Source organism: Pseudomonas syringae CC1557, from assembly GCF_000452705.1.
GTDB classification, from domain to species: domain Bacteria; phylum Pseudomonadota; class Gammaproteobacteria; order Pseudomonadales; family Pseudomonadaceae; genus Aquipseudomonas; species Aquipseudomonas syringae_F.
The window spans coordinates 4,767,961-4,792,160 of the sequence record NZ_CP007014.1; the positions used below are offsets into that span (position 1 = coordinate 4,767,961).

The following is a 24,200-nucleotide window of genomic DNA, read 5'->3' on the forward strand; positions in this document are numbered from 1 at the left end:
GATGCACCGGTCAATGAACTAAGCCGCACCTGAAATGCCATACCGGTACAGGTTGCCCGAAGCGCAATAGACAGTATTTGAGTGAAAACCCCGGTTCCTTACGTGCGAAAAAGTACCGGGGTCAGGTAGGACGAGGCGCAGACAAACAGGTACGTGAAGGGTAGTCTGCGACGTATAGCCAGTGAGACAGCTTGCAACCTCGCTCTAAAAATTCCAGGATCGAACCCGTTAAAGGAAACCCGCAGCGATGGCGTACTACCGCAATCCTTCCGATGTGACCGCTCTGCCCGCTTGGCAGGCATTGAACAAACACCGCCAAGACATGCAGGACTTCAGCATGCGCGAGGCCTTCAATGCCGACCCGCAGCGCTTCAGCCAGTTCACGCTCAGCAGCGCCGGTCTGTTTCTCGATTACTCCAAAAACCTGATCACCACCGAGACCCGTGACCTGCTGGTCAGCCTGGCTGGCGAAGTGGGCCTCAAGGACGCGATCAAGGCGCAGTACGATGGCGAGCTGGTCAACTCATCCGAAGGTCGCCCGGCACTGCACACCGCGCTGCGCCGTCCGGTTGGTGACAAGCTGAAAGTCAATGGCGTCGACGTGATGCCTGACGTCCATCGTGTGCTCAACCAGATGACCGAGCTGGTTGGTCGCATCCACGATGGTCTATGGCGCGGTTACACCGAAAAGCCGATCACCGACGTGGTGAACATCGGCATCGGTGGCTCGTTCCTGGGTCCGGAGCTGGTTTCAGAAGCCCTGGTGGCCTACGCGCACAAAGGTGTACGTTGCCATTACCTAGCGAACATCGATGGCAGTGAGTTCCACGAGCTGTCGATGAAGATCCGCGCCGAGACGACGCTGTTCATCGTCTCGTCGAAGTCTTTCAACACGCTGGAAACCCTGAAGAACGCCCAGGCTGCACGCGCCTGGTATCTGGCTCAGGGCGGCTCGGAGCAGGAACTGCATCGCCACTTCATCGCGGTCTCCAGCAACAACGCCGCTGCGATCGCGTTCGGCATTCGCGAAGAAAACATTTTCCCGATGTGGGACTGGGTCGGCGGTCGCTACTCGCTGTGGTCGGCCATCGGTCTGCCTATCGCGCTGGCCATCGGCATGTCCAACTTCAAGGAACTGCTGTCCGGTGCCTACACCATGGACCAGCATTTCCAGAGCGCACCGTTCGAGCAGAACATGCCGGTATTGCTGGCGCTGCTCGGTGTCTGGTACGGCAATTTCTGGGGTGCTCAGAGCCACGCAATCCTGCCGTATGACCATTACCTGCGCAACATCACAAAGCACTTGCAACAGTTGGACATGGAATCCAACGGCAAGAGCGTACGCCAGGACGGCACACCCGCGTTAACCGACACCGGACCAGTGATCTGGGGCGGCGTGGGCGCCAACGGTCAGCACGCTTATCACCAGTTGCTGCATCAAGGCACACAGATGATCCCGGCCGACTTCATTGTGCCGATCGTCAGCTTCAACCCGGTTGCCGACCACCACCAGTGGCTGTACGCCAACTGCCTGTCGCAGAGCCAGGCCTTGATGATGGGCAAGACCCGCGCCGAAGCCGAAGCCGAGTTGCGTGACAAGGGCATGGGCGAGGACGAGGTGCAGAAACTGGCGCCGCACAAAGTCATCCCCGGCAACCGTCCGAGCAACACGCTGGTGGTAGAACGCATCAGCCCGCGTCGCTTGGGCGCGCTAGTGGCAATGTATGAACACAAGGTGTTCGTGCAGAGCGTGATCTGGGGCACCAACGCGTTTGACCAATGGGGTGTGGAACTGGGCAAGGAAATGGGCAAGGCGGTGTACCAGCGTCTGACCGGCGGCACCGAAGAACCGGCCGACGATGCCTCGACCCAAGGCCTGATCAACTACTTCCGCGGCCGTCACCGCGGCTGATTTTTCCCGTTCATGAATATCGTTCCCACGCTCGCGTGGGAATGCTGTTCATGACGCTCTGCGTCACAAAGAGGACGCAAAGCGTCCAGAACTGCATGCCGACGCGGAGCATCGGCACGATAATCAGTTGGATTTGTGCATCACGATGAGCGCTGCGCGCTTGGCATGAGCTTCAGTCAGTTTTATTCACGTCCCGCCCCGATGCACGAGCCCGACATGGAATTCATCCGTACCCGCATCGAAACCCAGGTCATTAGCCTCACCGGCCTTGCGCTCGGTCAGCTGGATCTGGAAAACCCCAAAGGTGATCCCGGCCTGTTCGGCCCGCAGGCGGTGTGCTGGACGGTGCATGGTGATTTCACCAGCATGCTGGTCGGCGGCATCAGCGCCTTGATGCTGCAAGTGCTGCATCCGCTGGCATTGGCGGGAATCTGGGATCATTCCAACTTTCGCCAGGACATGCTCGGCCGTCTGCGACGTACCGGGCAGTTTTTGTCCGGCACCACCTATGGCGCCACACAGGATGCCAACTGGCTGATCGACAAGGTGCGCACCATTCACCTGAAAGTCACCGGCACGGCGCCTGACGGTCGTCCTTACGCCGCCAGCGACCCGGACCTGCTGACCTGGGTACACGTCGCTGAGGTCAGCAGCTTCCTTGCGGCGCATTTGCGCTACCACAATCCGGCGCTGTCACTGGCCGATCAGGACCTGTATTACGCCGAAACCGCTCTGATCGCCGAACGTCTGGGCGCTCGCAACGTCCCGCATTCGCGGCAGGCAATCGACGACTATCTGGCAGCCATTCGCGGGCAACTGGTCTGTGACGAGCGCAGCCGCGAAGTGCTGCGCCTGCTGCTCGATGCGCCTGCACCCAACTGGCTCGCCAAGCCCTTCGGCGTATTGATGATGCGCGCCGGTCTCGACCTGCTGCCGGACTGGGCCAGCGCAATGCTCGACGTCACGCAAAGCCCGTTGCAGCGCCGGATTATCCGCCTCGGCGTCAACAGCACCGCGCCGATACTGCGCTGGGCGGTGCGGGACGGATCGGCGCAACGTGCAAACCGCCGCATGGGCCTTTGAGCAATAGGTGCAGGCCAGCCGTAAAACGTGACTGAGCGGTTCGCGGTTGGAACCGGCATCCCTATCTGTGCCACCATGAGCCCTCAATAACAATGAGGATCAGCGCCATGCAAGACGTCGTTATCGTTGCCGCCACCCGCACCGCCGTGGGCAGTTTCCAGGGCTCACTGGCGGCCATTCCAGCGGTCGATCTGGGTGCTGCGGTCATTCGCCAGCTGCTTGCGCAGACCGGTGTGGATGGCGCGCACGTCGATGAAGTCATCATGGGCCAGGTACTCACCGCTGGCGCCGGGCAGAACCCTGCGCGACAAGCCGCCATCAAGGCAGGCCTGCCCTTCTCGGTCCCGGCCATGACCCTCAACAAGGTGTGCGGCTCGGGACTCAAAGCCCTGCATCTGGCCGCTCAGGCGATTCGCTGTGGCGACGCTGACATCATCATCGCCGGCGGCCAGGAGAACATGAGCCTGTCCAACTACGTCATGCCCGGCGCGCGAACCGGCCTGCGCATGGGCCACGCAACCATGGTCGACACGATGATCAGTGACGGTCTGTGGGACGCATTCAACGATTACCACATGGGCATCACCGCAGAAAACCTGGCGCAGCAATACGACATCAGTCGCGAGGCACAGGATGCCTTCGCCGCGCATTCTCAGCAGAAAGCGATTGCCGCCATCGAAGCCGGGCGCTTTGCCGACGAGATCACCCCGATCCTGATTCCTCAGCGCAAGGGCGACCCGGTGTCCTTCGCGGTCGATGAGCAACCTCGTGCCGGTACCACGGCCGAAACCCTGGGCAAACTCAAACCTGCATTCAAAAAGGACGGCACGGTCACGGCCGGTAACGCCTCGTCACTCAACGACGGCGCTGCCGCAGTGATGCTGATGAGCGCTGCCAAAGCAGAACAACTGGGACTGCCAGTGCTGGCACGCGTTGCTGCTTATGCCAACGCCGGCGTGGACCCGGCGATCATGGGCATCGGCCCGGTCAGCGCCACTCGCCGCTGCCTGGACAAGGCTGGTTGGGCACTGGACGAACTGGACCTCATCGAAGCCAACGAAGCATTTGCCGCGCAATCTCTGTCGGTGGGCAAGGAACTGGGGCTGGACCCGGAGAAGCTCAACGTCAACGGCGGAGCCATTGCTATCGGCCACCCGATTGGCGCATCAGGCTGCCGCGTGCTGGTAACGCTGCTGCACGAGATGATCAGGCGGGATGCGAAAAAAGGTCTGGCCACGCTGTGCATCGGTGGTGGCCAGGGGGTTGCCCTCGCGCTGGCGCGCTGAGGGCGTCCAGATCAGGCGCCTGCGGGCGCCACTTCCATCTCGGCGGGCTCCGGCCGCTTGATCAGCGCATACACCACGCCGGTCAGCAGACTGCCCGCAATGATCGCCAGCAGATACAGCAGCGCGTGATTGATGGCGTTCGGGATCAGCATCACGAACAGGCCGCCGTGTGGCGCCATCAGCTTGCAGCCGAAGTACATCGACAAAGCACCCGTCAGCGCACCGCCGACCACGCTGGCCGGAATCACCCTTAGCGGGTCTTTGGCAGCGAATGGAATGGCACCCTCCGAAATAAAGCACAGCCCCAGCACAAACGCTGCCTTGCCCGCTTCACGTTCGCTCTGAGCGAACTTGCGACGGGCCAGGATCGTGGCAATGCCCATCCCAATGGGCGGCACCATACCGGCAGCCATGGCAGTGGCCATCGGTGCGTAGCTTTGCGAGGCCAGCAAACCGACCGAGAACGCGTAAGACGCCTTGTTGATCGGCCCGCCGAGGTCGACGCACATCATTGCGCCCAGCACCACGCCCAACAGAATCGCGTTGGTGGTGCCCATGCTGTCGAGGAAGTGGGTTAGCGCTTCGAGCATCCCGGCTACCGGCTTGCCGACCACGTAGATCATCACCAGACCGGTGAACAGGCTCGACAGCAACGGAATGATCAGAATCGGCTTGAGCGCTTCGACGCTGGCAGGCAGACGGGCGTAGCGATTGATCGCTGCGGCGCTGTAACCGGCCAGAAAACCGGCAATGATACCGCCGATGAAACCAGCGCCCAGCGTGCTCGCCAGCAAACCACCGATCATCCCCGGCGCCAGGCCCGGGCGGTCAGCGATGGAATAAGCGATGTAACCGGCCAGCAATGGCACCATCAGTTTGAACGCGGCTTCACCGCCAATCTGCATCAATGCCGCAGCCAGTGTGCCCGGCTCCTTGAACGCGGTAATGCCGAATACGAACGACAGCGCGATCAGCAAACCACCGGCAACCACCATCGGCAGCATGAACGACACGCCGGTCAGCAAATGCTTGTAGACCCCGGTCTTCTCTTGTCGGGCCGGCGATTTGGCAGTCGCCGAATCGGACTCGACCTGCCCTTCGGCCAATGCTTTTTTCAGGGTGGCTTCGGACTGCTTCAGCGCAATCCCGGTACCGCAACGGTAGATTTTCTTGCCGGCAAAACGATCCGTGTTGACCTCGATATCGGCGGCCAGCAACACCACGTCGGCGTCGGCAATCGCCTGAGCACTGAGCGGATTGCGTGCGCCGACCGAGCCTTGGGTCTCGACTTGCAGATCGTAGTTCAGACGCTTGGCAGCCTGCTGAATCGCCTCGGCGGCCATGAACGTGTGAGCGACGCCGGTCGGGCAGGCCGTGATGGCCACAATGCGCGGTTGCGCACCGGCACTGCTGGCACCGTCAGCAGCATCCGCCTGCGACGCTACATGCACCTGCGCTTCTTTTACCGCACGCTGCAAAAAGCCATCGACATCCTGCAACGCGTGCGCGGGCGAGTCTTGAAGCACGCGCTTGCCGACGAAGCGGCTCAGGTCCACCGGACCGGTATTGACCACCAGCACCAGATCAGCGGCCTGGATATCCTCAGGCGACAGCTGCTGATCGGCCTTGTTGGGGTCGATGATTTCGACGCTGGTTTCCCAGCCCTGGCGCAGTGCGGCCGCTTCGAGCAATCGTGCGCTGAGTACGCTGCTGACCTTGCCGTTCGGGCAGGCCGTAACTATGGCTAACTTCATGACGATCCTCTCTTATTGTTCTGTCAGGCTGCGCACAGTGACGCCGCCTTCAAGCCGTTTGAGTTGGGCGGCATCGGTGATGCCGAAACCGATCTGGGTCACGGCCATGGCAGCGATTGCCGTGGCCGTGCGCAGGGTTTTCTGTGGATCGTGACCGCCGATAAGGCCGTGAACCATGCCCGCCAGCAGCGAATCGCCGGCACCCACGGTGCTGGCAACGGTGACCTTGGGCGGCAGCGAATGCAGCGCCAGGTTCGGGCTGAACCAGTGCACGCCTTCGGAGCCCTGAGAGATCACCACATGCTCGATGCCCTGAGCGTGCAGACGAGCGGCGGCTTCGGCTTGTGCGTCAATGGAAATGATCGGCGCGTCAAGGGCTTCGGCCAGCTCTTCGGTGTTGGGCTTGATCAGCCACGGCCCGGCCGCAAGACCGGCCCGCAAGGCCAGACCACTGCTGTCCAGCGCCACTTTCAGACCAAGGTCCTTGAGCATCAGCAGCAGCTTCTGCAACCACTCGGGAGTGACGCCACGCGGCAGACTGCCCGCCACCACCACCACATCGAAACCCGCTGCGATCTGCTGAACGCGCGCAAACAGGGCTTGCTGGGCCTCTTCACTGACCTGCGGGCCTGGGCCGTTCAGGTCGGTGATCCGGCCACTGCCTTCGGCCAGCTTGATGTTGCTGCGGGTTTCGCCCGGCACACGCACGAACTCGTCGACAAAGTTGCGTCGCTCGAACAACGCTTCGAACGCTTGCTGGTTGTCGACACCGAGGAAACCGGCAACGGTCAGCTCATGGCCGAGGTCAGCCAGCACCTGCGCCACGTTGAGCCCTTTGCCTGCGGCATGGGTCAGCATCGCATTGCTGCGATTGACCTGCCCCAGTTCCATCTGCCCCAACTGCACGGTCAGGTCCAGCGCCGGGTTCATGGTCAGGGTAAGAATCTTCGCCATTACAAAGCCTCCACAAGCGCACGGACTTCGGCAGCGCTGCCCGCCGTCAGCGCGGTTTGCGCCAGTTGCTGAGCAGTGCTCAGGGTCAGTTCACGAACGCAGGCCTTGACCTCGCCAATGCTGCGCGCCGACACACTCAATTCATCCACGCCCAGCCCGACCAGAATCGGTACAGCAAGCGGATCAGCCGCCAGTTCGCCGCAGACGCCCACCCACTTGCCGTTGGCATGCGCGGCACGAACGGTCATGTCGATCAGTTGCAGCACCGAAGGGTGTAGCCCGTCCGCCTGCGCCGACAGCGTCGGGTGACCGCGGTCGATGGCCATGGTGTATTGGGTCAGGTCATTGGTGCCGATGCTGAAGAAGTCCACTTCCTTGGCCAGTACCGGCGCAATCAAGGCAGCCGACGGCACTTCGATCATGATCCCCAGTTGCAGATCGCTGACCGGAATCTCTTCGCGCAGACGCTGGGTCATGTCGCGCGCCTGACGCCATTCTTCAAGGGTGCCGATCATCGGGAACATGATGCGCAACGGGCCACTTTCGGCCGAACGCAACAACGCGCGAAGCTGGCTTTCCATGACGTCCGGACGCTGCAGGGTCAGGCGGATACCGCGAACCCCGAGAAACGGGTTTTCTTCCTTGTCGATCGGCCAGTAAGGCAATGGCTTGTCGCCGCCGACATCAAGAGTGCGCACCACCAGCGGACGCCCGCCGAGGTCGGTAAGGACGCGGCGATATTCAGCTTCCTGAGTCGCTTCGTCGGGTGCCTGGGAATGCGCCATAAACAGCAATTCAGTGCGCAGCAGGCCGACGCCTTCTGCGCCCTGCTCCACGGCAGCCGGAGTGCCTGTGCTGTCGCCAATGTTGGCGAAAACTTCCACGGCGTGGCCGTCGCGTGTCACGGCGGGCTCCATGCGCGCGGCCGCGGCGGCCTTGAGGCGCTCCTCGCGGGCATCGCGGTCCTGGACCGCACGCTGCAAGGTCGCCTCGTCAGGCGCAACCGTAAGGCGGCCGCGCTGGCTGTCGAGCAGCAGCACCGTTCCGGGCTTGAGCAGCAACACGTCGTCACCGGCACCGACCAGCGCGGGAATGCCCAGCGCACGGGCCACAATGGCGCTGTGCGCGGTCGCGCCGCCGCGAGCGGTCAGAATGCCCGCAACCTGCGCCGGATCAAGGCGCGCGACGTCGGAAGGCCCGACTTCGTCCATTACCAGAATGTAAGGCTCGTCTGGCGCGGCGACGGTTTCAACGCCACAGATCTGCGCCAGCACGCGGCGACCTACGTCGCGCAGGTCGGCAGCACGCTCGGCCAGCAGCGCATCTTTCAACTGCTCCTGCTGAACGGCAGCCGCTTCGATAACCGCCGTCCACGCCGCAGCCGCGCTCTCATTATCGTTCAGACGCTGCTCGACCTCGCCGGTCAGTTCCGGGTCGTCAAGCATCTCCTGGTGGGTGATGAAGATTTCGCGGATGGCCTTGGACTTGCTGCGTTGAATCAGGTTTTCAATGTCGCGACGCACTTCGCCGATGGCGTTGTGCAGACGCTCGCGCTCGGCGGCGACCGATTCGCCCTTTTGCGGGTAATCGAAGGTCTGCAACACTTGCACGTGCGCCGGGCCAACAGCGATGCCGGGCGACGCAGAGACCCCCTGCAACACACTGCCCGCAGCCGGCACGTTCGCCGACTTGGCGACGGTCGCAGCAATCGGCTTTGCCTGAGGCTCGGAGACGGCAGGCAACGGTTCGACTTCTTCGCCAAGCCCCTGCTCTACCGCAGCGACAAGCGCAGGCAATGCATCGGCAGCAATCGACGGTTCGGCGATGAATTCCAGCGTCTGGCCACGGCGAGCGCCGAGGCTGAGCAGCTTGCTCAGGCTCTTGGCCGACACCGCAGCCTCGCCGGTCTCCAGCACGCGCATGCGGATCTCGCCGTCGAACTCTTTGGCCAGTTGCGCCAGGATCTTGGCCGGGCGTGCATGCAGGCCATGGGCGTTAGCCAATTGAATCTGGCGGGTCGGCCATTCGGCAGGCAACTCACCCCCCAGCGCTTCGAGCACCACACGGCTATTGGTGGCATGGCCCAGCTCATGGCCGCGACCTTCGATCAGCAACAGACACAGACGCTCAAGCAATGCCTGATGCGCCTCACCCAGACTGGCCAGACAGAACAGACCCGTCAGTGGCTGGCCCAGATAACGAATCGGTTTGTCGGGCGTAACGAATGCCAGACCGGGGCGCTTCACGGTCTGCTCACTGTGCAGCCACCACAGGCCATCACCCAGCGACAGCGCTTCGACCTGCTGAAGTACGGCGGCGAAACCGTTGCTTACACAATCGGCCTTGCGCAGCAGACGTGCGCCGCGCCATACAAGCTCTTCAAAATCGTCGGCCGATACGCCGAGGCTGATCATCTGTGCGTCGAGCGCCAGTTCCTGCGGCGCACCCTGCAACAGCTGCAGCAGGTCTTCAGGGGTTTTCGCCTCACGCAGCGCCGGGCCGAGATCCTCTTCACCCAGCGCGCGGGTCAGCAGTTGCAACAGACGTAAATGCTCATCGGATTTGGCTGCGATACCGATCGCCAGGTAGACGATCTGGCCGTTGCCCCAATCCACGCCTTCAGGGAACTGCATCAGACGCACGCCTGTGGTAAACACCAGGTCGCGGGTTTCGGGGGTACCGTGCGGGATGGCGATGCCCTGACCCAAAAAAGTCGAGCCTTGCTGCTCACGGTTCATCAACCCAGTAAGATAGCCTTCCGCTACCAGACCATCGGCGACCAGGTGGTCAGCAAGCAGCTTAAGTGCGGCAGTCTTATCCACGGCCGACTGCGCCATGGATATTTGCTCCAGAGTAAGTTCGAGCATTGCCTTGACTCCTGTGCGGCGCCAAGGCGCCACCTGATTCTTGTTTTAATGACGATCATGGGTGATCGACAGCGTAGGAAAATAAAGCGACACCTATCGGACATCACTTTCATCTGGATTGCAGCAGACAACAGGCGTGCTGAATCGTTTAATCTATAATTGCACGGCACGTTACTCGATTCTGCGGATTCATTGAAGCCCAGCCGCAAAATCGGTGTAGGAGACTTCCCAAAATACTTGAAGTACTTGGGAATTTCCTACTGTCTGGTGTAAAGATCATTGTCACATCAAAAAATAATTCGACTTTCCTGATCCACGCACCTTATTAAAGGAAATTCCGGGGTGAAACTGAGCGATATTGCACGTCTGGCGGGTGTTTCCGTGACCACGGCCAGCTATGTGATCAACGGCAAGGCCGAACAACAGCGCATCAGTCCGGCAACGGTAGAGCGCGTCAAGGCAGTCGTCGAGCAGCACAACTTCCGACCCAACCCTCAAGCAGCAGGCCTGCGCAGTCGGCACAGCAAAACACTGGGCTTCATTCTTCCAGACCTGGAGAACCCCAGCTACGCACGCATTGCCAAGCTGCTGGAGCAAGGCGCTCGCCGCCTTGGCTATCAGCTGCTGATTGCCAGCTCCGACGATGACCCGGTCAGCGAACTGCAACTGTTGCAGCTTTTTCGTGCGCGGCGCTGTGATGCCCTGCTGGTCGCCAGTTGCCTGCCGCCCGGCGATGAGAGCTATCGGGACTTGCAGCTCAAGGGCATGCCCATCATCGCCATCGACCGGGAGATGAACCCCGCGTTTTTCTGTTCGGTGGTCAGCGACGACCATGACGCCAGCCTGCAGCTTACCCGCAGCTTGTTACAGACCAGCCCACGGCATATCGCGCTGCTCGGCGCTCGCCCCGAGCTGAGCATCAGCCGGGCGCGTGCCGCCGGTTTCGAACACGCCCTGGAAGGTTTCACCGGGACCTCGGCTATCGAGCATGGCGAAGCGTTCAGCCGCCAGTGCGGGCAACGCCTGATGACCGAAATACTGCAACGCGACGGGCATTTTCCCGACGCGCTGATCACCACCTCCTACGTGCTGCTGCAAGGTGTGTTCGACGTACTGCAAAGTCAGGCGCTGAATTCCATCCAGCTGCATCTGGGCACCTTCGGTGATACCCAGTTGCTGGATTTCCTGCCGTTGCCGATCAATGCCATGGCCCAGCAACATCAGTTGATCGCCGACAAGGCGCTGCAACTTGCCCTTGCCGCTATCGAGAAAGATGACTACCAGCCCGGCGTGCATGCCATCGTGCGGGCGTTCAAGCAACGCATTCACGAGGCCTGATGTGCAACTGATCGACACCCACACCCATCTGGACTTTCCAGGGTTCGATGCCGACCGTGAGCACGTCCTGCAACACAGTCAGGCACTCGGCGTGCAGCGCATGGTGGTGCTGGGGGTCTATCAGCGCAACTGGCAGCGATTATGGGACCTGACGGTTGCCAACCCTGCCCTGCATGCGGCGTTCGGGCTGCATCCGGTGTATATCGACGAGCACCGCGCCGAGCACCTTACCGAGCTGGGCGACTGGCTGACTCGCCTGAAAGGTCATCCGCAGCTATGTGCAGTGGGCGAGATTGGCCTCGATTACTACCTCGATCACCTGGACAAGTCGCGTCAACAGGCAGTTTTCGACGCGCAGTTGCAACTGGCTGCCGATTTCGACCTGCCCGCCTTGCTGCATGTGCGGCGTAGCCACGCGGACGTGATCGCCACCCTCAAGCGTCACAGGCTAAAGCGTTGCGGCGTCATTCATGCCTTTGCGGGCAGCCGTGAAGAGGCGCGGGAATATATCAAGCTGGGTTTCAAACTCGGTCTGGGCGGCGCAGCAACCTGGCCACAAGCACTGCGCATGCATCGGGTGATTGCTGACCTGCCGCTGGACAGTGTCGTGCTGGAGACCGACTCGCCGGACATGGCGCCTGTCATGTACCCCAACCAGCGCAACAGCCCGCAGCATCTGCCTGATATCTGCCAGGCGCTGGCGGGCTTGATGAACATCAGCCCGGAACAGCTCGCCGAGGCCAGCACGCGCAACGCTTGCGAGCTGTTCGGCTGGCCTCAAACCGTTACTGGCTGAAGCATCAGACCAGCAGCGTCCATAGTGCAAACCCCGCGTACCAGACGATTGCCGCGCGGACCAGCAATTCCCAGAGCATGTCCAGGCTGGCAACGCCTTCCGGGCCGATGACCGGGGAAGGCACTTCGCTGGCAGCGCATCCGGCACGAGTGATCAGTTGCATGGAACTGATGTTCCAGTTGAGCAATTCATGCAGCATGACCCGACTGACCGCCACGAAATTGCCGACCAGCGCGAAGCTGGCGGCCAGCAATCTGACCGGCAGCCAATCGAACGCGTGACGCAACTGCCCTGCCCGCTCGACCAGCGCCGGGGTCTGGCCCTGTTCAGCAGCAAGCGCCAACAACCGGTAGGCCAGTGCAGCCACCGGACCGAGCACGAAATACCAGAAGATGACCGCGAAGAAACTCTGAAAGGCCTGCCACAACAGGTAGCTCTGCACGCCCTGCAACAGTTGCTCGCTGTCATCGGCCTGCACGCCCATGTCGCGCTCGGCTACATGCACGGCAGCCTGAGTATCACCGCGTCGACAGGCATCTCGAAAAGGCCCGAGCACGGCAATAAGGTCAATTCGGCCGAGGCTGTAGATCAGCACCAGCAAATGGATCGGCAGGACCAGCCAGCCGTAAGCCACCGAGCCGACAATCGTCAGCACCAGTTGCAGCAGCAAGACCGGCACAAGCACCAGCAACGCCAAAGTGAGCCAGGGGCGTGCGGCGGTTCGCGGGCTGGTTTCAAGCTTTGTCAGCTCTTTCAACCATGGACCATCACGCTGTACCCGCTGGCGCAGTGCAGAAAATTTCTCTATACAGACCGCCAGCAGCAACACCAGAAAACTCATCGTTTGTCCCTCACATCAATCCAGCAAAGCGGCTCGAAACCTGGCCCAGTCAAAGCAGGGTCCCGGATCTGTCTTGCGTCCCGGCGCGATGTCACTGTGGCCACAGATACGCTCGGGCGTGATCTCTATAAAAGCCTTTCGCAACTGGCGCGTCAGGTCAATCAGCGCGTGGTATTGCGCCTCGCTGAAGGGCTGTTCGTCCGTACCTTCCAGCTCGATACCGATGGAAAAGTCGTTGCACCCCTCACGCCCGTGAAAACTCGACACCCCGGCGTGCCATGCACGATCAAGACAAGAGACGAACTGAATGACGTCGCCATCACGTTCAATCAGAAAATGCGCCGACACCCGCAAATCGGCAATGCCGGCAAAGTACGGATGCTCGGTGATGTCCAGTCGATTCTGAAAAAAAGCCTGCACTTTGCCGGTCTTGAATTGCGCAGGTGGCAGGCTGATGTTGTGGATCACCAGCAGCGAGATCTCACCGTCGGGTCGCGCATTGAAGTTGGGCGAAGGGCAATGCTGCACGCCAGCGCACCAACCGCTTGCGGAGTCCAGTTGCATGAATGCTCCTTGAGCGCTGGAAATGGATGACACCAATTATGCCCGCGATGCATGCGGAGGTGGGGGGTTGATATAGACCTCTTGCGCAGGAAGCAGCCCGACTGGATTGCTCGTAGCGCCCTGTGTCACAAGAAGTCTGCAGTCTTGCGAGGAATCAGGCGCCTTTAAGCTTGCGCAGGGTGCCGATCACTGATTCCAGCGCTCGGTCAAACAGCAAGGCGTCGTCGAGGACGCGTACCGCGCCGCGGCGAAATTCGATGGCGAGGCCGACGCGGGTCTTTTCCAGCACTTTCATGCCGGTGCGATTGACGAACACATAACGGCCGGTCGGCTCGACAATGGCAGTCAGCTTGCAGCGCAATTTGTGCTCTTCATCTTCCTGAATCTCGACCCAGCAACCGACCCGCAAGGTGTCGACCATCTTCAGACCGGCATCATCGTCAGGCAATTGCACAACCGGCTCGTTGAACAACCGCTCTTCAGGGGCAATCAAGACAATTTCTTCAACCACCGCCATCATCGGCGGACCTGCTGCAACCTCAGCGCCTGATGGCGACGCGTCACCGGCAACATGTTCGCCACTGGCTTCCTGCAGACGTGTGAAATGCTGAAACGCCTGAACATGCAGCGACTCCAGCTGGCTGAAGAACTCGCTGGTAGCGAACGGATCGAATGCCGCGCTGGTCAGGCCGTCGCGCAAGGACTTGAGCAGCCCCGGCACCAGTTCCAGCAAACGCTGCAGCGCCTGTGGGTCGTCATGCAGCTCGACGCTCCAGATCAACTCGTCCATGGTCGTCAGGCCCGCCTGCCACTCGCTGGACGCCTCACCATGCTTGAGGCAAGTCAGCAGCAGCACCTTGCTCCAGGCCTCCTGCAACAGACGCACCACCACTTCCGGCAAGGTACGCCCCAACAGGCGCTGATTCAGTTCCTGCTGGACCTGCTGGCGAGCCAGTTCTGCGCGCGCACGGCCTTCCTCGGCATCACGGGTACGCTGTTCCAGCAACTCGCTGCGACGGCGTTCGTCGCTGGTGAAGGCCAGAAAATCGGCAAGCAGTTCGGGAAAAATCGACGGATCGTCGTCAAAGTCATTGAGCAGGCGCTGCACGATCTGCTCGACCCGCTGATACAACGAGTCGCGCTGATAATCGTCACGCCCACCCCAGCCCAGGGCTGCGGTGGCAATTTCGTTGAGCAGGCGGCGCGCCGGGTGGCTGCCACGACTGAAAAAGCTCTTGTCGAGCACCGCCACCTTGAGCATCGGAATCTGCAGGCGCCCGATCAGTGCGCGTAGCGAAGGTGGCAGATTGCGGTCATCGAGAATGAACTCGAACAACATCGCGATGAGGTTGATCACATCCTCATCACCCACACCCACGATCCGCGACTTGCCGGTTTTCACATTGACCCGCGTCAGCAGCTGTTCAAGCTGGTTGCGCAAATCGAAGTCGTCAGCCGTTTCCTGAGACGGCACGTACTGCTGCAAGTGCGAAAGGAGACGCAGCAGATCCCTGCTGGAAATCGGACGTTCTTCGGCATTGGGCTCGTGACGCGGCGCAAGGTTGCCACGCACCTGAAGCAACAACTCCTGCAATGCCGAAAAGACTTCCTGCACGCCTTTATCGAGTTTGTCCGCCGCCTCACCGAGCGCAGTGTCGGACAACTCGGCAGCGCGAGCCCTGGGCGCCGCCCGATCAGACGACCTGCGGGTCGGCAGTACTTTCATGTCGGGCAATATGCCGGTGGCAATCAGCAACTGATTGGCTTCGCCGTACAAATGATCGGTGTTGGTCAGCACATACTTTTCGAACAGTTTGAGGATGATCAGCTTGACCTTGATCTCCACACCCAGATTGCGCCCTGCCTCAAGAAAGAACCTGCACAGCATTGCCGGCCCGAGCGGGTTGCTTTCGTCGGCGATGGGCTGCGGCACCAGAACGTTGAGGCGTGCAGTGAGCTGGCCCAGCGCAAGGCTGTCGCGGCTCATGACCTTGGTGACCATGGCGTCGACGGCCACGGTTTTCTCGAGATCGTCGTTATGCACCAGCGCCAGTTTGTCGAAAGACACGGCGGCTGGCAGCACGGGGTCCTGAATCTGGTACTGCCCCAGAGACAGAAAGGATTCGTAGAATTTGTCGAGAAAGCCACGCTCGATACTTTTACGCTTGAGACGCAGATCACGCATGGCTTCGAAAAAGATGTTTTGCTCGGTGTTGCTAAGGGCGCGGTCAGCCATTTCGAACAGCGTGTCGTCGGCGTTATCGAACAGCACCTGCAAGGCATCCTTGAGCTGCTGCGCCGCCTTGTCGCGGACCTGCAGCAATACCACCGGTAACCTGGCCAGCGGAGCGCTGGCCCCCTGCGCAGGAAGCATTTTGCTCAACGGCACTACTTTTTCGTCGTTCGGCATTACACCCCCCGTCAGGAACATACCCGAGCCGCATCACAAACGTGGCTTACCACCCTCGCTTTGTGAAGCGACCCCCTTGGTGCTGCGAAAAAAACGTCAAACCTGTGACGTCAAATACTAGTCGAATTATCTTTCAGAAGCATCTTGCAAAAATTGTCATTAACGCCAACGAGACGTGGTCCACATTTTATTCGAGTGAATGCAAAGCATTCATGCGCACCGATAGACCGCGACATTTGCATTCCATCGCAAGCGAATTTGCCAAACCGACCAACTGCACGTTCGGAAAGCCTGCCCGGAGCACGGCTGCAGGTGGGTAAGCAGGATGCAGTGCCTTATACTCGGACGACTTTGTTAGTGGAGCCCGCTATGCCGAATTTACGACTTGCCGATCTGACAGCCGAAATCGAAGCCAATGTGCGCCGCGCATTGCTTGAGGATGTCGGCAGCGGTGACATCACCGCTCAATTGATTCCGGCAGAACGGCTGGCCAAGGCCACGATCATCTCCCGCGATGCTGCGGTGATCGCCGGTACCGCGTGGGTCGATGCAGTGTTTCGTCAACTCGACCCTCGTGTGGCCGTGCACTGGCAGGTGGTCGATGGCGACCGGGTCAGCCCGAATCAGGCGCTGTTCCATGTGGAAGGCCCCGCGCGTTCGCTGCTGACGGGCGAACGCAGTGCACTCAACTTCCTGCAGATGCTCTCCGGCGTCGCGACCCGGGCGCAGTATTTTGCCGACATCGTGGCAGGCACCGGGGTCAGACTGCTCGATACCCGCAAGACTCTGCCGGGGCTGCGTCTGGCGCAGAAATACGCAGTGACCTGTGGCGGTTGCCACAATCATCGCATCGGTCTGTATGACGCCTTCCTGATCAAGGAAAACCACATCGCGGCCTGCGGCGGCATTGCTCAGGCCGTGGATGCGGCGCGCAAGATAGCGCCAGGCAAGCCGGTGGAAGTCGAAGTCGAGAGCCTGAACGAGCTCAAACAGGCGCTGGATGCCGGCGCTGACATCATCATGCTCGACGAGCTGAGCCTGGAAGACATGCGCGAAGCCGTTCGCCTTACCGCAGGGCGCGCTCGGCTTGAAGCCAGCGGCGGCATCAACGACGACACATTGCGGGTGATCGCCGATACCGGCGTGGATTACATTTCCATCGGTGCGATGACCAAGGATGTAAAGGCGGTGGACCTGTCCATGCGCTTGAGCATCTGACGGCTTCACGCACACACGACAACTAGGATTTGATCGGGAGCAGATGCCTTGGACCAATGGTTTGTCATGAACGCGGGCAAGCAGCTCGGCCCGATGGATGCAGCGGCAGCGCGATTGATTGCGCGTGAGGCGCCCGGTGCCTGGTGCTGGAAACAAGGCATGCCGGACTGGCAGCCGATTTATCAGGTTCAGGAAGTGCGCGCCGTCAAAAAGGACGGCGTAACACCCTTCCCGCCCCCGGCACCCGAGATGGCCCAGCCAAGGCCTTCCGGCCTGCCCGTGCAGGCTTCCCGGACGCCTGCGCCGGTTCCCGCTGCAGTACCGGGCAAACGCCCCTCATTCACTCCGGACCCGAACGCTTCGGGTGGCTTTGGCTTGTCCCAGACCACCGATGGCGTGGACTTCAAGCTGTACGGCTCGGAGACCCAGTTCATCGAGCTGGAACTTGACCCCGGCGAAAGTGCGGTCGCCGAAGCCGGTGCGATGATGTACAAAACCTGCGACGTGCAAATGGAGACCATCTTCGGCGACGGCAGCAATCAGTCGCCGGGGCTGCTGGGCTCGTTGCTCGGCGCAGGCAAACGCATGCTCACCGGCGAAAGCCTGTTCACGACGGTGTTTTCGCAACAGGGTACCGGCAAGGGCCGGGTTGCCTTTGCTGCGCCCTACCCCGGCACCATCCTGCCGCTGAACCTGCGCGATTTCGGTGGCAGGCTGATCTGCCAGAAAGACAGCTTCCTGGCCGGCGCCAAAGGCGTATCCATCGGCATCCAGTTTCAGAAGAAGATCCTGACCGGGCTGTTCGGCGGTGAGGGTTTCGTCCTGCAAAAGCTTGAAGGCGATGGCTGGGTTTTCGTGCACATGGGTGGCACGGTGCGCAAGATCGAACTGGCATCAGGCGAAGGCCTTGATGTCGATACCGGCTGTCTCGCGGCCATGACCCAGACCGTGGACTACGACATCCGTATGGTCGGTGGTGGCATCAAGTCGATGCTGTTCGGCGGCGAAGGCGTATTTTTTGCCAGACTGACCGGCCCCGGCACGGTGTGGCTGCAAAGCCTGCCGTTCTCTCGTCTGGCCGGGCGCATGCTGGCAGCAGGCCCGTCCGGTGTGGGCAGAAGCGAACGCTGATCGTCGTCATTTGACCGAGGGCCGTGTGACGCCCTCCCTTGCCAAGGAAGAACCATGCAAATCGCTCAAGGCCAACGCATTCCGCTTTCGACCCTGATTCAGGGCACCGATTTCACGCTGTCGATCAGCATAAAATCGCCTCATGTAATCGACTACGTGTGCTTCGGCATCGACGCCAACGGCAAGCTGTCAGACGACCGTTACATGATCTTCTTCAACCAGCCAGACAGTCCGTGCAACGGCGTCAAGCAGGTGAACGGTGGCGACTTTCAGCTCTCGCTGTCCCGTTTGCCCGCGTCCATAGACCGACTGGTGTTCACGGCGTCGATTGATGGCGCGGGGGCGATGAGCGATATCCAGTCCAGCCACTTCAGCATTCAGCAACAAGGTCGCGAAGCGGCACGTGGCGAGTTCTCCGGTGCAACCTTCTCCGCCGAGAAAGCCATTATGGTGGCCGATATCTACCGCAAGAACGGTGAATGGCGCATAGCCTCCAACCTGCAAGGCTACAACGCCGGCCTGGATGCGCTGGTCGTGCATTTTGGCGGTGAAATTGCCGACGCTCCGCCTCCCCCGCCCGCACGAATTTCTCTTGAGAAGAAGATTGCCAACGCTGCGCCGCAACTGATCAGCCTGGCGAAAAAAGCTCAGATCAGCCTGGAGAAAGCCAGACTGACCGACACCAAGGCCCGAGTCGGCCTGGTGCTGGACGCGTCAGGTTCGATGAACCCGCAATACACGCGCGGCCATGTGCAGGAAGTGGTTGATCGCCTGATTCCACTGGCGGTGCATTTCGACGACGACGGCGCGCTGGACTGCTGGGCATTCGGTGCCAAGCCGCAGCAACTCGGTTCAGTCACGCTGGGCAACTTTCAGGACTTCATCAAGACTGACCATGGCGGCTGGAAAGACTGGGAACTGGGCGCACGCGTCAACGACGAGCCCAAGGCGATGCGCATGGTCATCGACTACTACAAGAAGTCAGGCGACAAGACGCCGGTCTACATCCTGTTCATCAGCGACGGCGGCGTGCATCAGGATCGTGAAATCACCAAACTGATGACCGAGGCCGCCAAACTGCCGATTTTCTGGCAATTCGTGGGGCTGGGTGGACGCGGTTACGGGATTCTCGAAAAGCTTGATGACATGGGCGGTCGCGTAGTCGACAACTGCAACTTCTTCGCCCTGGACCGCCTGGATGAAATCCCGGAAGATAAGCTGTATGACTTGCTGATGGAGGAATTTCCGGACTGGCTGAAAGCAGCCAAAAGCGCCGGGATTTTGTAGCGTATTCAGCAATCGGAACCTCAACTATCGTGCGACGCTCCGCGTCCTCTCTGCGACGCAGAGCGTCGTGTAGCCTTGTAACTATCCTACCAATGCTTTCAAAAGCCCCAATAAAAAACCCCGCCATCGCTGGCGGGGTTTTTTATCGGGCGCTGATCGGGTTTAGCCGATTGCAACACCGTGGGCTTCTGCCAGCGGTTTCAGACCGCCGACAAACCCTTGGCCGATGGCCTTGAACTTGAACTCTTCGCCGTTGCGATACAGCTCGCCGAAGATCATCGCGGTTTCAGTCGATGCGTCTTCCGACAAGTCGTAACGAGCGATTTCCTTGCCGTCAGACTTGTTCACTACACGAATGTAAGCGTTCGACACCTGACCGAAGCTCTGCTTGCGCTCTTCAGCCGAGTGGATAGTGACGGCAAAAACCAGCTTCTTGACCGCAGCGGCCAGGCCGGTGAGCTTGACCGTTACCGACTCGTCATCACCTTCGCCAGCGCCTGAACGGTTGTCGCCCAAGTGCTCGACCGAACCATCAGCCGATTTCTTGTTGTTGTAGAAAATGAAGCTGTTGTCATCCAGCACCTTGCCATTTTCGCCAACGATGAAGATGGACGCGTCCAGATCGAACTCGGTGCCATCGGTAACCCGTGGATCCCAACCCAGACCAACGGTGATTTCTGTCAGGCCAGGAGCCTCTTTCGACAGGGAAACGTTACCGCCTTTACTCAGACTTACTGCCATGCTCGTAATCCTTTCTATAAAAGTGATTGGACGCGAATCAGAAATTCATGCCGAACGAGTTGGCCAACGCTTTCAGGCCACCCTGGAAACCGCTACCGACGGCGCGGAATTTCCACTCACCGTTGTTGCGGTACAGCTCGGCGAAGATCATCGCGGTTTCGGTCGAAGCATCTTCAGCAAGGTCGTAACGAACCACTTCAGCGCCCGACTTTTCATTCACTACACGAATGAACGAGCGGCTGACCTGACCGAAGTTCTGACCACGGTTTTCCGCGTCATGAATAGTCACAACGAACGCGATCTTGTCGACATCAGCCGGGACGCGCGTCAGGTCGACCTTGACCACTTCGTCATCGCCATCGCCTTCACCGGTACGGTTGTCACCGGTGTGCTCGACGGAGCCATCAGCACTTTTAAGCTGGTTGTAGAAAATGAAGTCAGCTTCACTGCGGACCTTGCCATTGGCGCCCAACAGGAATGCGCTGGCGTCCAGGTCGAAAGCCTGGCCGTCAGTGGCGCGAGGGTCCCAGCCAAGACCGATGAGAACATTGGTCAGGGTAGGGTCGGTTTTCGACAGCGAAAGGTTGCCACCTTTTTGCAGAGTCAAAGCCATGATCGTTTATCTCCTTTATCCAGTGTTTACGCTTTTTCTTCAGCCGGTTCTTCTTTGCCCGGGAAGAGCAGGCTGGCGACGATACCGATGATCAGCACGACGACCACAACCAACAGGCTGGCGTTGGCGCTGATTTCGTAACCGTGATGGAACAGGTGGTTGGTAGCATTCAGGCCCAGTTTCAAGGCGATGAAGAACAGCAGCGCAATAACTGCTTTCTCCAGATGCACCAGGTAGCGTTTCAGGGCTTCAAGTACAAAGTACAAGGTACGCAGGCCGAGAATCGCGAACAGCATGGCCGAGAACACGATCAGCGGCTCGCGGCTCACTGCGATGATTGCAGGCACGGAGTCGAACGCGAACAGCACGTCGGAGATTTCCGCCACAACCAGGCACAGGAACAGCGGAGTAGCGAACAGTGCGCCTTTGGCGGCCAGCGAGATGCCGGCGTTTTCAGGCTTTTTGACTTCTTCTTCCAGAACCGAACGACGCACGAAGAAGTTGCTGCCGTGCAGCTTTGGCCACACCGGGAACAGTTTCTTGGCGAAGCGATAAGCCATGTGCTGCGAGTAGTCGACTTCTTCGTCGTCGTCATCGCCGGCACGCAGCATCATGATGGCTGTCCAGGCAACGATGACCGCAAACACCACTTCGACCCAAGGGCCCAGCGCCAGCAGGCCTGTACCGATTGCGACGAAGATGCCTCGGAAAACGATGGCACCGATGATGCCCCAGTACAGAACACGGTGGCGCAGGCCATCCGGAATCTTGAACCAGGAGAACAACGCCATGAACACGAACAGGTTGTCGACGCTCAGCACTTTTTCCAGCGCGTAACCGGTGACGAACAGTGTGGCAACTTCAGAGCCGTGCTGCACGTACAGGAAACCGGCGAAAGCCAGCGAAATGGCGACCCAGAAGACCGACCACGCCGAGGCTTGCGCCAGGGTGATCGGCTTGTTTCCCCGGTGGGAGAACATGTCGATAGCCATGGCCGTAATGGCCAGACCGACGAAAACCGCCATCGTGAGTGGAGGGAAGCCTAGAGAGGTGCTTTCCATTTAACTGCGTTCCTTAGGGTAAAAATTACAGGTCAAAATCGGACGGGTTCAGGCCAAGCTCGCGACAGATCGTGCGGCAGACTTCCCGCTCCTTCTCATCGAAGCTGCCATCAGCGCCACCGATTGCACAGCAGACGCGCACCAACAGACGTGATGCATCTTCTTTCTTCTTGATCTTGCCGATGGTTTTCAACGCCTCGGCACGGCCAATTTCGTAATCGAACTCAAACTTGGAGCAGGCTTCCTGGAAACCCTGAATGACCTCCTTCATGTCAAAAACTTTCAGTTCCTGAGAGTTCTGAATGAAGCCGGCCATTTTCTGCTTTTCACTGGCGCTGATGTCGCCATCAGCGGCAGACACCAGTGCACAACCGGAAACCACAGCGTCCATGAACTCGCGATTCTTGAACTTGGAAACTTCGTTTGCCAGCTTGTCGCGGGCCGCTGTTGCGTTTGTTTTCAACCAGTCCAGCATGTCTATCTCCCATGAGGCGGCACAGCCAGCCAGAAATACCACGGTATTGTTTACTTGGAACCAGCAGCCCAGCGCATGCCCCAGCCGTAGGCTTTGTCCATGTTGCTGTGGCCGTTATGGAAATCCACACGACGCGTCACCTTGACCGCACCGTTGTCGTTTTCCAGCAAGGCAATTGCACACATGCCCTGACGGCCGCCTTCTTCGTTAAGACGAACTTCAATGGGCGGCTGGCCTGGCGCATGGATGGTGACAACCCCGTCGGTCTCTTTCCAGTTCGGTGCACCTTCATAGATGAACGCGTAAACCAGAATGCGCCGGATCTTGCCCCAGTGCGCGCCGTTGATGTGCAGCCACTCACCATCGCTGACCGACCCGGTCCGGTCATCGCCCATCAGTTTGATGAACGGTTCGCTGTTGAGCGATCCGAACGAGTTGCCCAGCGCCTGAACCGCCCCTTTGGAGCCGTCCTGCAATTCGAAAAGGCAGCCTACATCAAGGTCGATGGCATTGCTCTTCTTCATCGAGAAGAAGCCGCCGCCCTTGCTGTCGTTGCGGCGATTCCAGTTCAGGTTGACCCTGATCTCGCCAAAACCGGCACTGGTCTTTTCCAGACTGATCGAGGCACGGGTCTTGTCCAGCGTGATCTTGCTCAGGCTGACCGTCGACTTGGGCGCTGGAGCTGGTGCAGGTGCAGGTGCAGGTGCAGGTGCAGGTTGATCCTGAGGCGCGGCGACTTCAACACCAAAGTTTTTCGCCAGAGGCTCCAGCCCGCCCGCAAAACCCTGAGCAACACAGCGGAATTTCCAGGCGCCCTGACGCAAGTAGAACTCGCCCAGAATCAGCGCGGTTTCTTTCATGCCGCTGGTAGGGATATCCGCTTCGATATCCCCGGTGATGCTCAATGCCAGGCGCGACACACTGTCGAAGCTGGCCTTGTTCTCATAGATGGTCGCCGTCAGGGCGACCTTCTCGATGACTGAATCCAGACGGCTCGGGTCAAGCGTGAACACTGCACGACCTGCCGACGCTTCCGTCTGCTGGAGCGCACCGTTGTTCACGCTTTTCTGGCCGTAGAAACACATGTCCTGATCGCCACGAACCTTGCCTGAGCCAGTCAGCAGGAATGCGGACACATCGATATCCGCGCCTGCCAGCGGAGAGTAGCTGACCTCGACCGTCAACGGCCCGGTAGCGACTGGCGCATTGGCGCCTGGGACAAGTCGGGTCATGCGCGTACAGCTCCGATGGCCAGTTCGACCAGATCATCTGCCGTACGGCCATTGGTAACCTGACCGACAGCCGTGAAATCCCAGCCCGCTGGCGTGCGCGACAGATAAGACATCACGACACCGGTATGCTGACCTTTTTCGGACAGGTCGAAGCGGCCCAGCTCGTTACGGCTGCCCAGATCAACGATGCGGCAGTAAGCATTGGCGACTTTTTCGAAGTTCTGCCCGGTGAACGAGTTGACGGTGAACACTAGGTATTTGACTGCAGCAGGCAGCTTCTCCAGATCAACGCTGATGGTTTCGTCATCGCCAGCGCCTTCGCCGGTGCGATTGTCACCCGAGTGTTGAATGGCACCGTCGCGCGATTGCAATTGACGGAACCAGACGAGATCGAGGGGCTTCTTGTCGGCATCGAGCATGATGCAGGAAGCATCAAGGTCGATATCGCCACCACCACCGCCAAGCAACTTGCCGAAGAAACCGCTGGCTTTTTCAGGGTCCCATCCAAGGCCCATGCTTACTTTCTTGAGGCCTGTGCCAGCGGTTTTCTCGAGTGAGATCGTCTGGTTCTTTGCCAAAGTGAGTGCCATTTTTCGCTCCATGTGGACTACGGAATTCGGATAAAAGTGTTACAGCC

General features: G+C 59.8%; 20 protein-coding genes. 8 read left to right on the plus strand and 12 right to left on the minus strand.

The genetic code is table 11. The features are described from left to right. Positions 1–247: 247 nt before the first annotated feature. From pgi to N018_RS21115, 3 genes are all read left to right on the plus strand, one after another. Complete coding sequence (gene pgi, locus N018_RS21105; RefSeq protein ID WP_025390670.1) at positions 248–1,912, plus strand: glucose-6-phosphate isomerase; 1,665 nt, start codon at positions 248–250, stop codon at positions 1,910–1,912. A gap of 216 nt (positions 1,913–2,128) precedes the next feature. Beyond that, positions 2,129–2,995 carry an oxygenase MpaB family protein gene (locus tag N018_RS21110; RefSeq protein ID WP_024645184.1) on the plus strand — a complete coding sequence of 289 codons (867 nt, stop codon included), beginning with the start codon at positions 2,129–2,131 and terminating at the stop codon, positions 2,993–2,995. A 107-nt stretch (positions 2,996–3,102) separates the two neighbouring features. Continuing rightward, the gene (locus tag N018_RS21115) at positions 3,103–4,281 is read left to right on the plus strand and encodes an acetyl-CoA C-acetyltransferase (protein ID WP_025390671.1); all 1,179 of its coding nucleotides are present in this window, start codon (positions 3,103–3,105) and stop codon (positions 4,279–4,281) included. Between the two features lie 11 nt (positions 4,282–4,292). Here N018_RS21115 and N018_RS21120 read toward each other — a convergent pair whose 3' ends face one another. From N018_RS21120 to ptsP, 3 genes are read right to left on the minus strand one after another with little or no spacing between them, the layout of a single operon-like run. Further along, positions 4,293–6,035, minus strand: coding sequence for a PTS fructose-like transporter subunit IIB (locus N018_RS21120; protein ID WP_025390672.1), 1,743 nt, complete (start codon positions 6,033–6,035; stop codon positions 4,293–4,295). A 12-nt stretch (positions 6,036–6,047) separates the two neighbouring features. Further along, on the minus strand, positions 6,048–6,989 hold the full coding sequence (gene pfkB / locus N018_RS21125; protein WP_024645187.1) for a 1-phosphofructokinase: 942 nt from the start codon (positions 6,987–6,989) through the stop codon (positions 6,048–6,050). Further along, positions 6,989–9,856 carry a phosphoenolpyruvate--protein phosphotransferase gene (gene ptsP, locus N018_RS21130; RefSeq protein ID WP_025390673.1) on the minus strand — a complete coding sequence of 956 codons (2,868 nt, stop codon included), beginning with the start codon at positions 9,854–9,856 and terminating at the stop codon, positions 6,989–6,991. Before ptsP ends, pfkB begins: the two co-directional genes overlap by 1 nt. A 342-nt stretch (positions 9,857–10,198) precedes the next feature. Between ptsP and cra the strand changes: the two genes are divergently transcribed. Continuing rightward, positions 10,199–11,194, plus strand: coding sequence for a catabolite repressor/activator (gene cra / locus N018_RS21135; protein WP_025390674.1), 996 nt, complete (start codon positions 10,199–10,201; stop codon positions 11,192–11,194). Next, positions 11,151–11,990: a TatD family hydrolase gene (locus tag N018_RS21140; RefSeq protein ID WP_051476182.1), complete on the plus strand. Its 840-nt coding sequence runs from the start codon at positions 11,151–11,153 to the stop codon at positions 11,988–11,990. The genes cra and N018_RS21140 overlap by 44 nt, the downstream gene beginning before the upstream one ends. 4 nt (positions 11,991–11,994) lie before the next feature. Here N018_RS21140 and ampE read toward each other — a convergent pair whose 3' ends face one another. The 3 genes from ampE to N018_RS21155 all read right to left on the minus strand — a co-directional run bounded on the left by ampE (position 11,995) and on the right by N018_RS21155 (position 15,805). Continuing rightward, a complete protein-coding gene (gene ampE / locus N018_RS21145) occupies positions 11,995–12,831 on the minus strand; it encodes a regulatory signaling modulator protein AmpE (RefSeq protein ID WP_024645191.1) in 837 nt (278 codons plus the stop codon). Positions 12,832–12,846: 15 nt separating this feature from the next. Then, a complete protein-coding gene (gene ampD / locus N018_RS21150) occupies positions 12,847–13,395 on the minus strand; it encodes a 1,6-anhydro-N-acetylmuramyl-L-alanine amidase AmpD (protein WP_024645192.1) in 549 nt (182 codons plus the stop codon). Positions 13,396–13,549: 154 nt separating this feature from the next. Beyond that, complete coding sequence (locus N018_RS21155; RefSeq protein ID WP_025390676.1) at positions 13,550–15,805, minus strand: DUF1631 domain-containing protein; 2,256 nt, start codon at positions 15,803–15,805, stop codon at positions 13,550–13,552. 369 nt (positions 15,806–16,174) lie between these two features. Here N018_RS21155 and nadC point away from each other — a divergent pair, with 369 nt between their 5' ends. Genes nadC through N018_RS21170 form a run of 3 tightly spaced genes read left to right on the plus strand, consistent with a single transcriptional unit; the run spans position 16,175 to position 19,441 of the window. After that, positions 16,175–17,023 (plus strand): carboxylating nicotinate-nucleotide diphosphorylase, encoded by an 849-nt coding sequence (gene nadC / locus N018_RS21160; protein ID WP_025390677.1) that lies wholly within the window; start codon positions 16,175–16,177, stop codon positions 17,021–17,023. Positions 17,024–17,071: 48 nt separating this feature from the next. Continuing rightward, positions 17,072–18,154 carry a TIGR00266 family protein gene (locus tag N018_RS21165; RefSeq protein ID WP_024645195.1) on the plus strand — a complete coding sequence of 361 codons (1,083 nt, stop codon included), beginning with the start codon at positions 17,072–17,074 and terminating at the stop codon, positions 18,152–18,154. 54 nt (positions 18,155–18,208) lie between these two features. Further along, complete coding sequence (locus tag N018_RS21170) at positions 18,209–19,441, plus strand: VWA domain-containing protein (protein ID WP_025390678.1); 1,233 nt, start codon at positions 18,209–18,211, stop codon at positions 19,439–19,441. A 162-nt stretch (positions 19,442–19,603) separates the two neighbouring features. Here N018_RS21170 and N018_RS21175 read toward each other — a convergent pair whose 3' ends face one another. From N018_RS21175 to N018_RS21200, 6 genes are read right to left on the minus strand one after another with little or no spacing between them, the layout of a single operon-like run. Then, positions 19,604–20,182 (minus strand): TerD family protein, encoded by a 579-nt coding sequence (locus N018_RS21175; protein ID WP_024645197.1) that lies wholly within the window; start codon positions 20,180–20,182, stop codon positions 19,604–19,606. A 37-nt stretch (positions 20,183–20,219) separates the two neighbouring features. Continuing rightward, entirely contained in the window at positions 20,220–20,795 is a 576-nt protein-coding gene (locus tag N018_RS21180) for a TerD family protein (protein WP_024674297.1), read from the minus strand. 26 nt (positions 20,796–20,821) lie between these two features. Then, a complete protein-coding gene (locus tag N018_RS21185) occupies positions 20,822–21,856 on the minus strand; it encodes a TerC/Alx family metal homeostasis membrane protein (protein WP_024645199.1) in 1,035 nt (344 codons plus the stop codon). Between the two features lie 25 nt (positions 21,857–21,881). Beyond that, the gene (locus tag N018_RS21190; RefSeq protein WP_024645200.1) at positions 21,882–22,331 is read right to left on the minus strand and encodes a tellurite resistance TerB family protein; all 450 of its coding nucleotides are present in this window, start codon (positions 22,329–22,331) and stop codon (positions 21,882–21,884) included. A 50-nt stretch (positions 22,332–22,381) separates the two neighbouring features. Next, positions 22,382–23,563, minus strand: a complete 1,182-nt coding sequence (locus N018_RS21195) for a TerD family protein (protein WP_025390679.1) — start codon at positions 23,561–23,563, stop codon at positions 22,382–22,384. After that, the gene (locus tag N018_RS21200; RefSeq protein ID WP_024645202.1) at positions 23,560–24,153 is read right to left on the minus strand and encodes a TerD family protein; all 594 of its coding nucleotides are present in this window, start codon (positions 24,151–24,153) and stop codon (positions 23,560–23,562) included. Before N018_RS21200 ends, N018_RS21195 begins: the two co-directional genes overlap by 4 nt. Positions 24,154–24,200 lie beyond the last annotated feature (47 nt).

Coding starts and splice junctions, on each gene's coding strand:
- N018_RS21195 (WP_025390679.1), bottom strand. CDS start 23,563: ATGACCCGACTTGTCCCAGGCGCCAATGCGCCAGTCGCTACCGGGCCG.
- ptsP (WP_025390673.1), bottom strand. CDS start 9,856: ATGCTCGAACTTACTCTGGAGCAAATATCCATGGCGCAGTCGGCCGTG.
- N018_RS21115 (WP_025390671.1), top strand. CDS start 3,103: ATGCAAGACGTCGTTATCGTTGCCGCCACCCGCACCGCCGTGGGCAGT.
- N018_RS21200 (WP_024645202.1), bottom strand. CDS start 24,153: ATGGCACTCACTTTGGCAAAGAACCAGACGATCTCACTCGAGAAAACC.
- N018_RS21155 (WP_025390676.1), bottom strand. CDS start 15,805: ATGCCGAACGACGAAAAAGTAGTGCCGTTGAGCAAAATGCTTCCTGCG.
- N018_RS21120 (WP_025390672.1), bottom strand. CDS start 6,035: ATGAAGTTAGCCATAGTTACGGCCTGCCCGAACGGCAAGGTCAGCAGC.
- N018_RS21185 (WP_024645199.1), bottom strand. CDS start 21,856: ATGGAAAGCACCTCTCTAGGCTTCCCTCCACTCACGATGGCGGTTTTC.
- N018_RS21180 (WP_024674297.1), bottom strand. CDS start 20,795: ATGGCTTTGACTCTGCAAAAAGGTGGCAACCTTTCGCTGTCGAAAACC.
- N018_RS21110 (WP_024645184.1), top strand. CDS start 2,129: ATGGAATTCATCCGTACCCGCATCGAAACCCAGGTCATTAGCCTCACC.
- ampD (WP_024645192.1), bottom strand. CDS start 13,395: ATGCAACTGGACTCCGCAAGCGGTTGGTGCGCTGGCGTGCAGCATTGC.
- pgi (WP_025390670.1), top strand. CDS start 248: ATGGCGTACTACCGCAATCCTTCCGATGTGACCGCTCTGCCCGCTTGG.
- nadC (WP_025390677.1), top strand. CDS start 16,175: ATGCCGAATTTACGACTTGCCGATCTGACAGCCGAAATCGAAGCCAAT.
- N018_RS21140 (WP_051476182.1), top strand. CDS start 11,151: ATGCCATCGTGCGGGCGTTCAAGCAACGCATTCACGAGGCCTGATGTG.
- ampE (WP_024645191.1), bottom strand. CDS start 12,831: ATGAGTTTTCTGGTGTTGCTGCTGGCGGTCTGTATAGAGAAATTTTCT.
- N018_RS21170 (WP_025390678.1), top strand. CDS start 18,209: ATGCAAATCGCTCAAGGCCAACGCATTCCGCTTTCGACCCTGATTCAG.
- N018_RS21175 (WP_024645197.1), bottom strand. CDS start 20,182: ATGGCAGTAAGTCTGAGTAAAGGCGGTAACGTTTCCCTGTCGAAAGAG.
- N018_RS21190 (WP_024645200.1), bottom strand. CDS start 22,331: ATGCTGGACTGGTTGAAAACAAACGCAACAGCGGCCCGCGACAAGCTG.
- pfkB (WP_024645187.1), bottom strand. CDS start 6,989: ATGGCGAAGATTCTTACCCTGACCATGAACCCGGCGCTGGACCTGACC.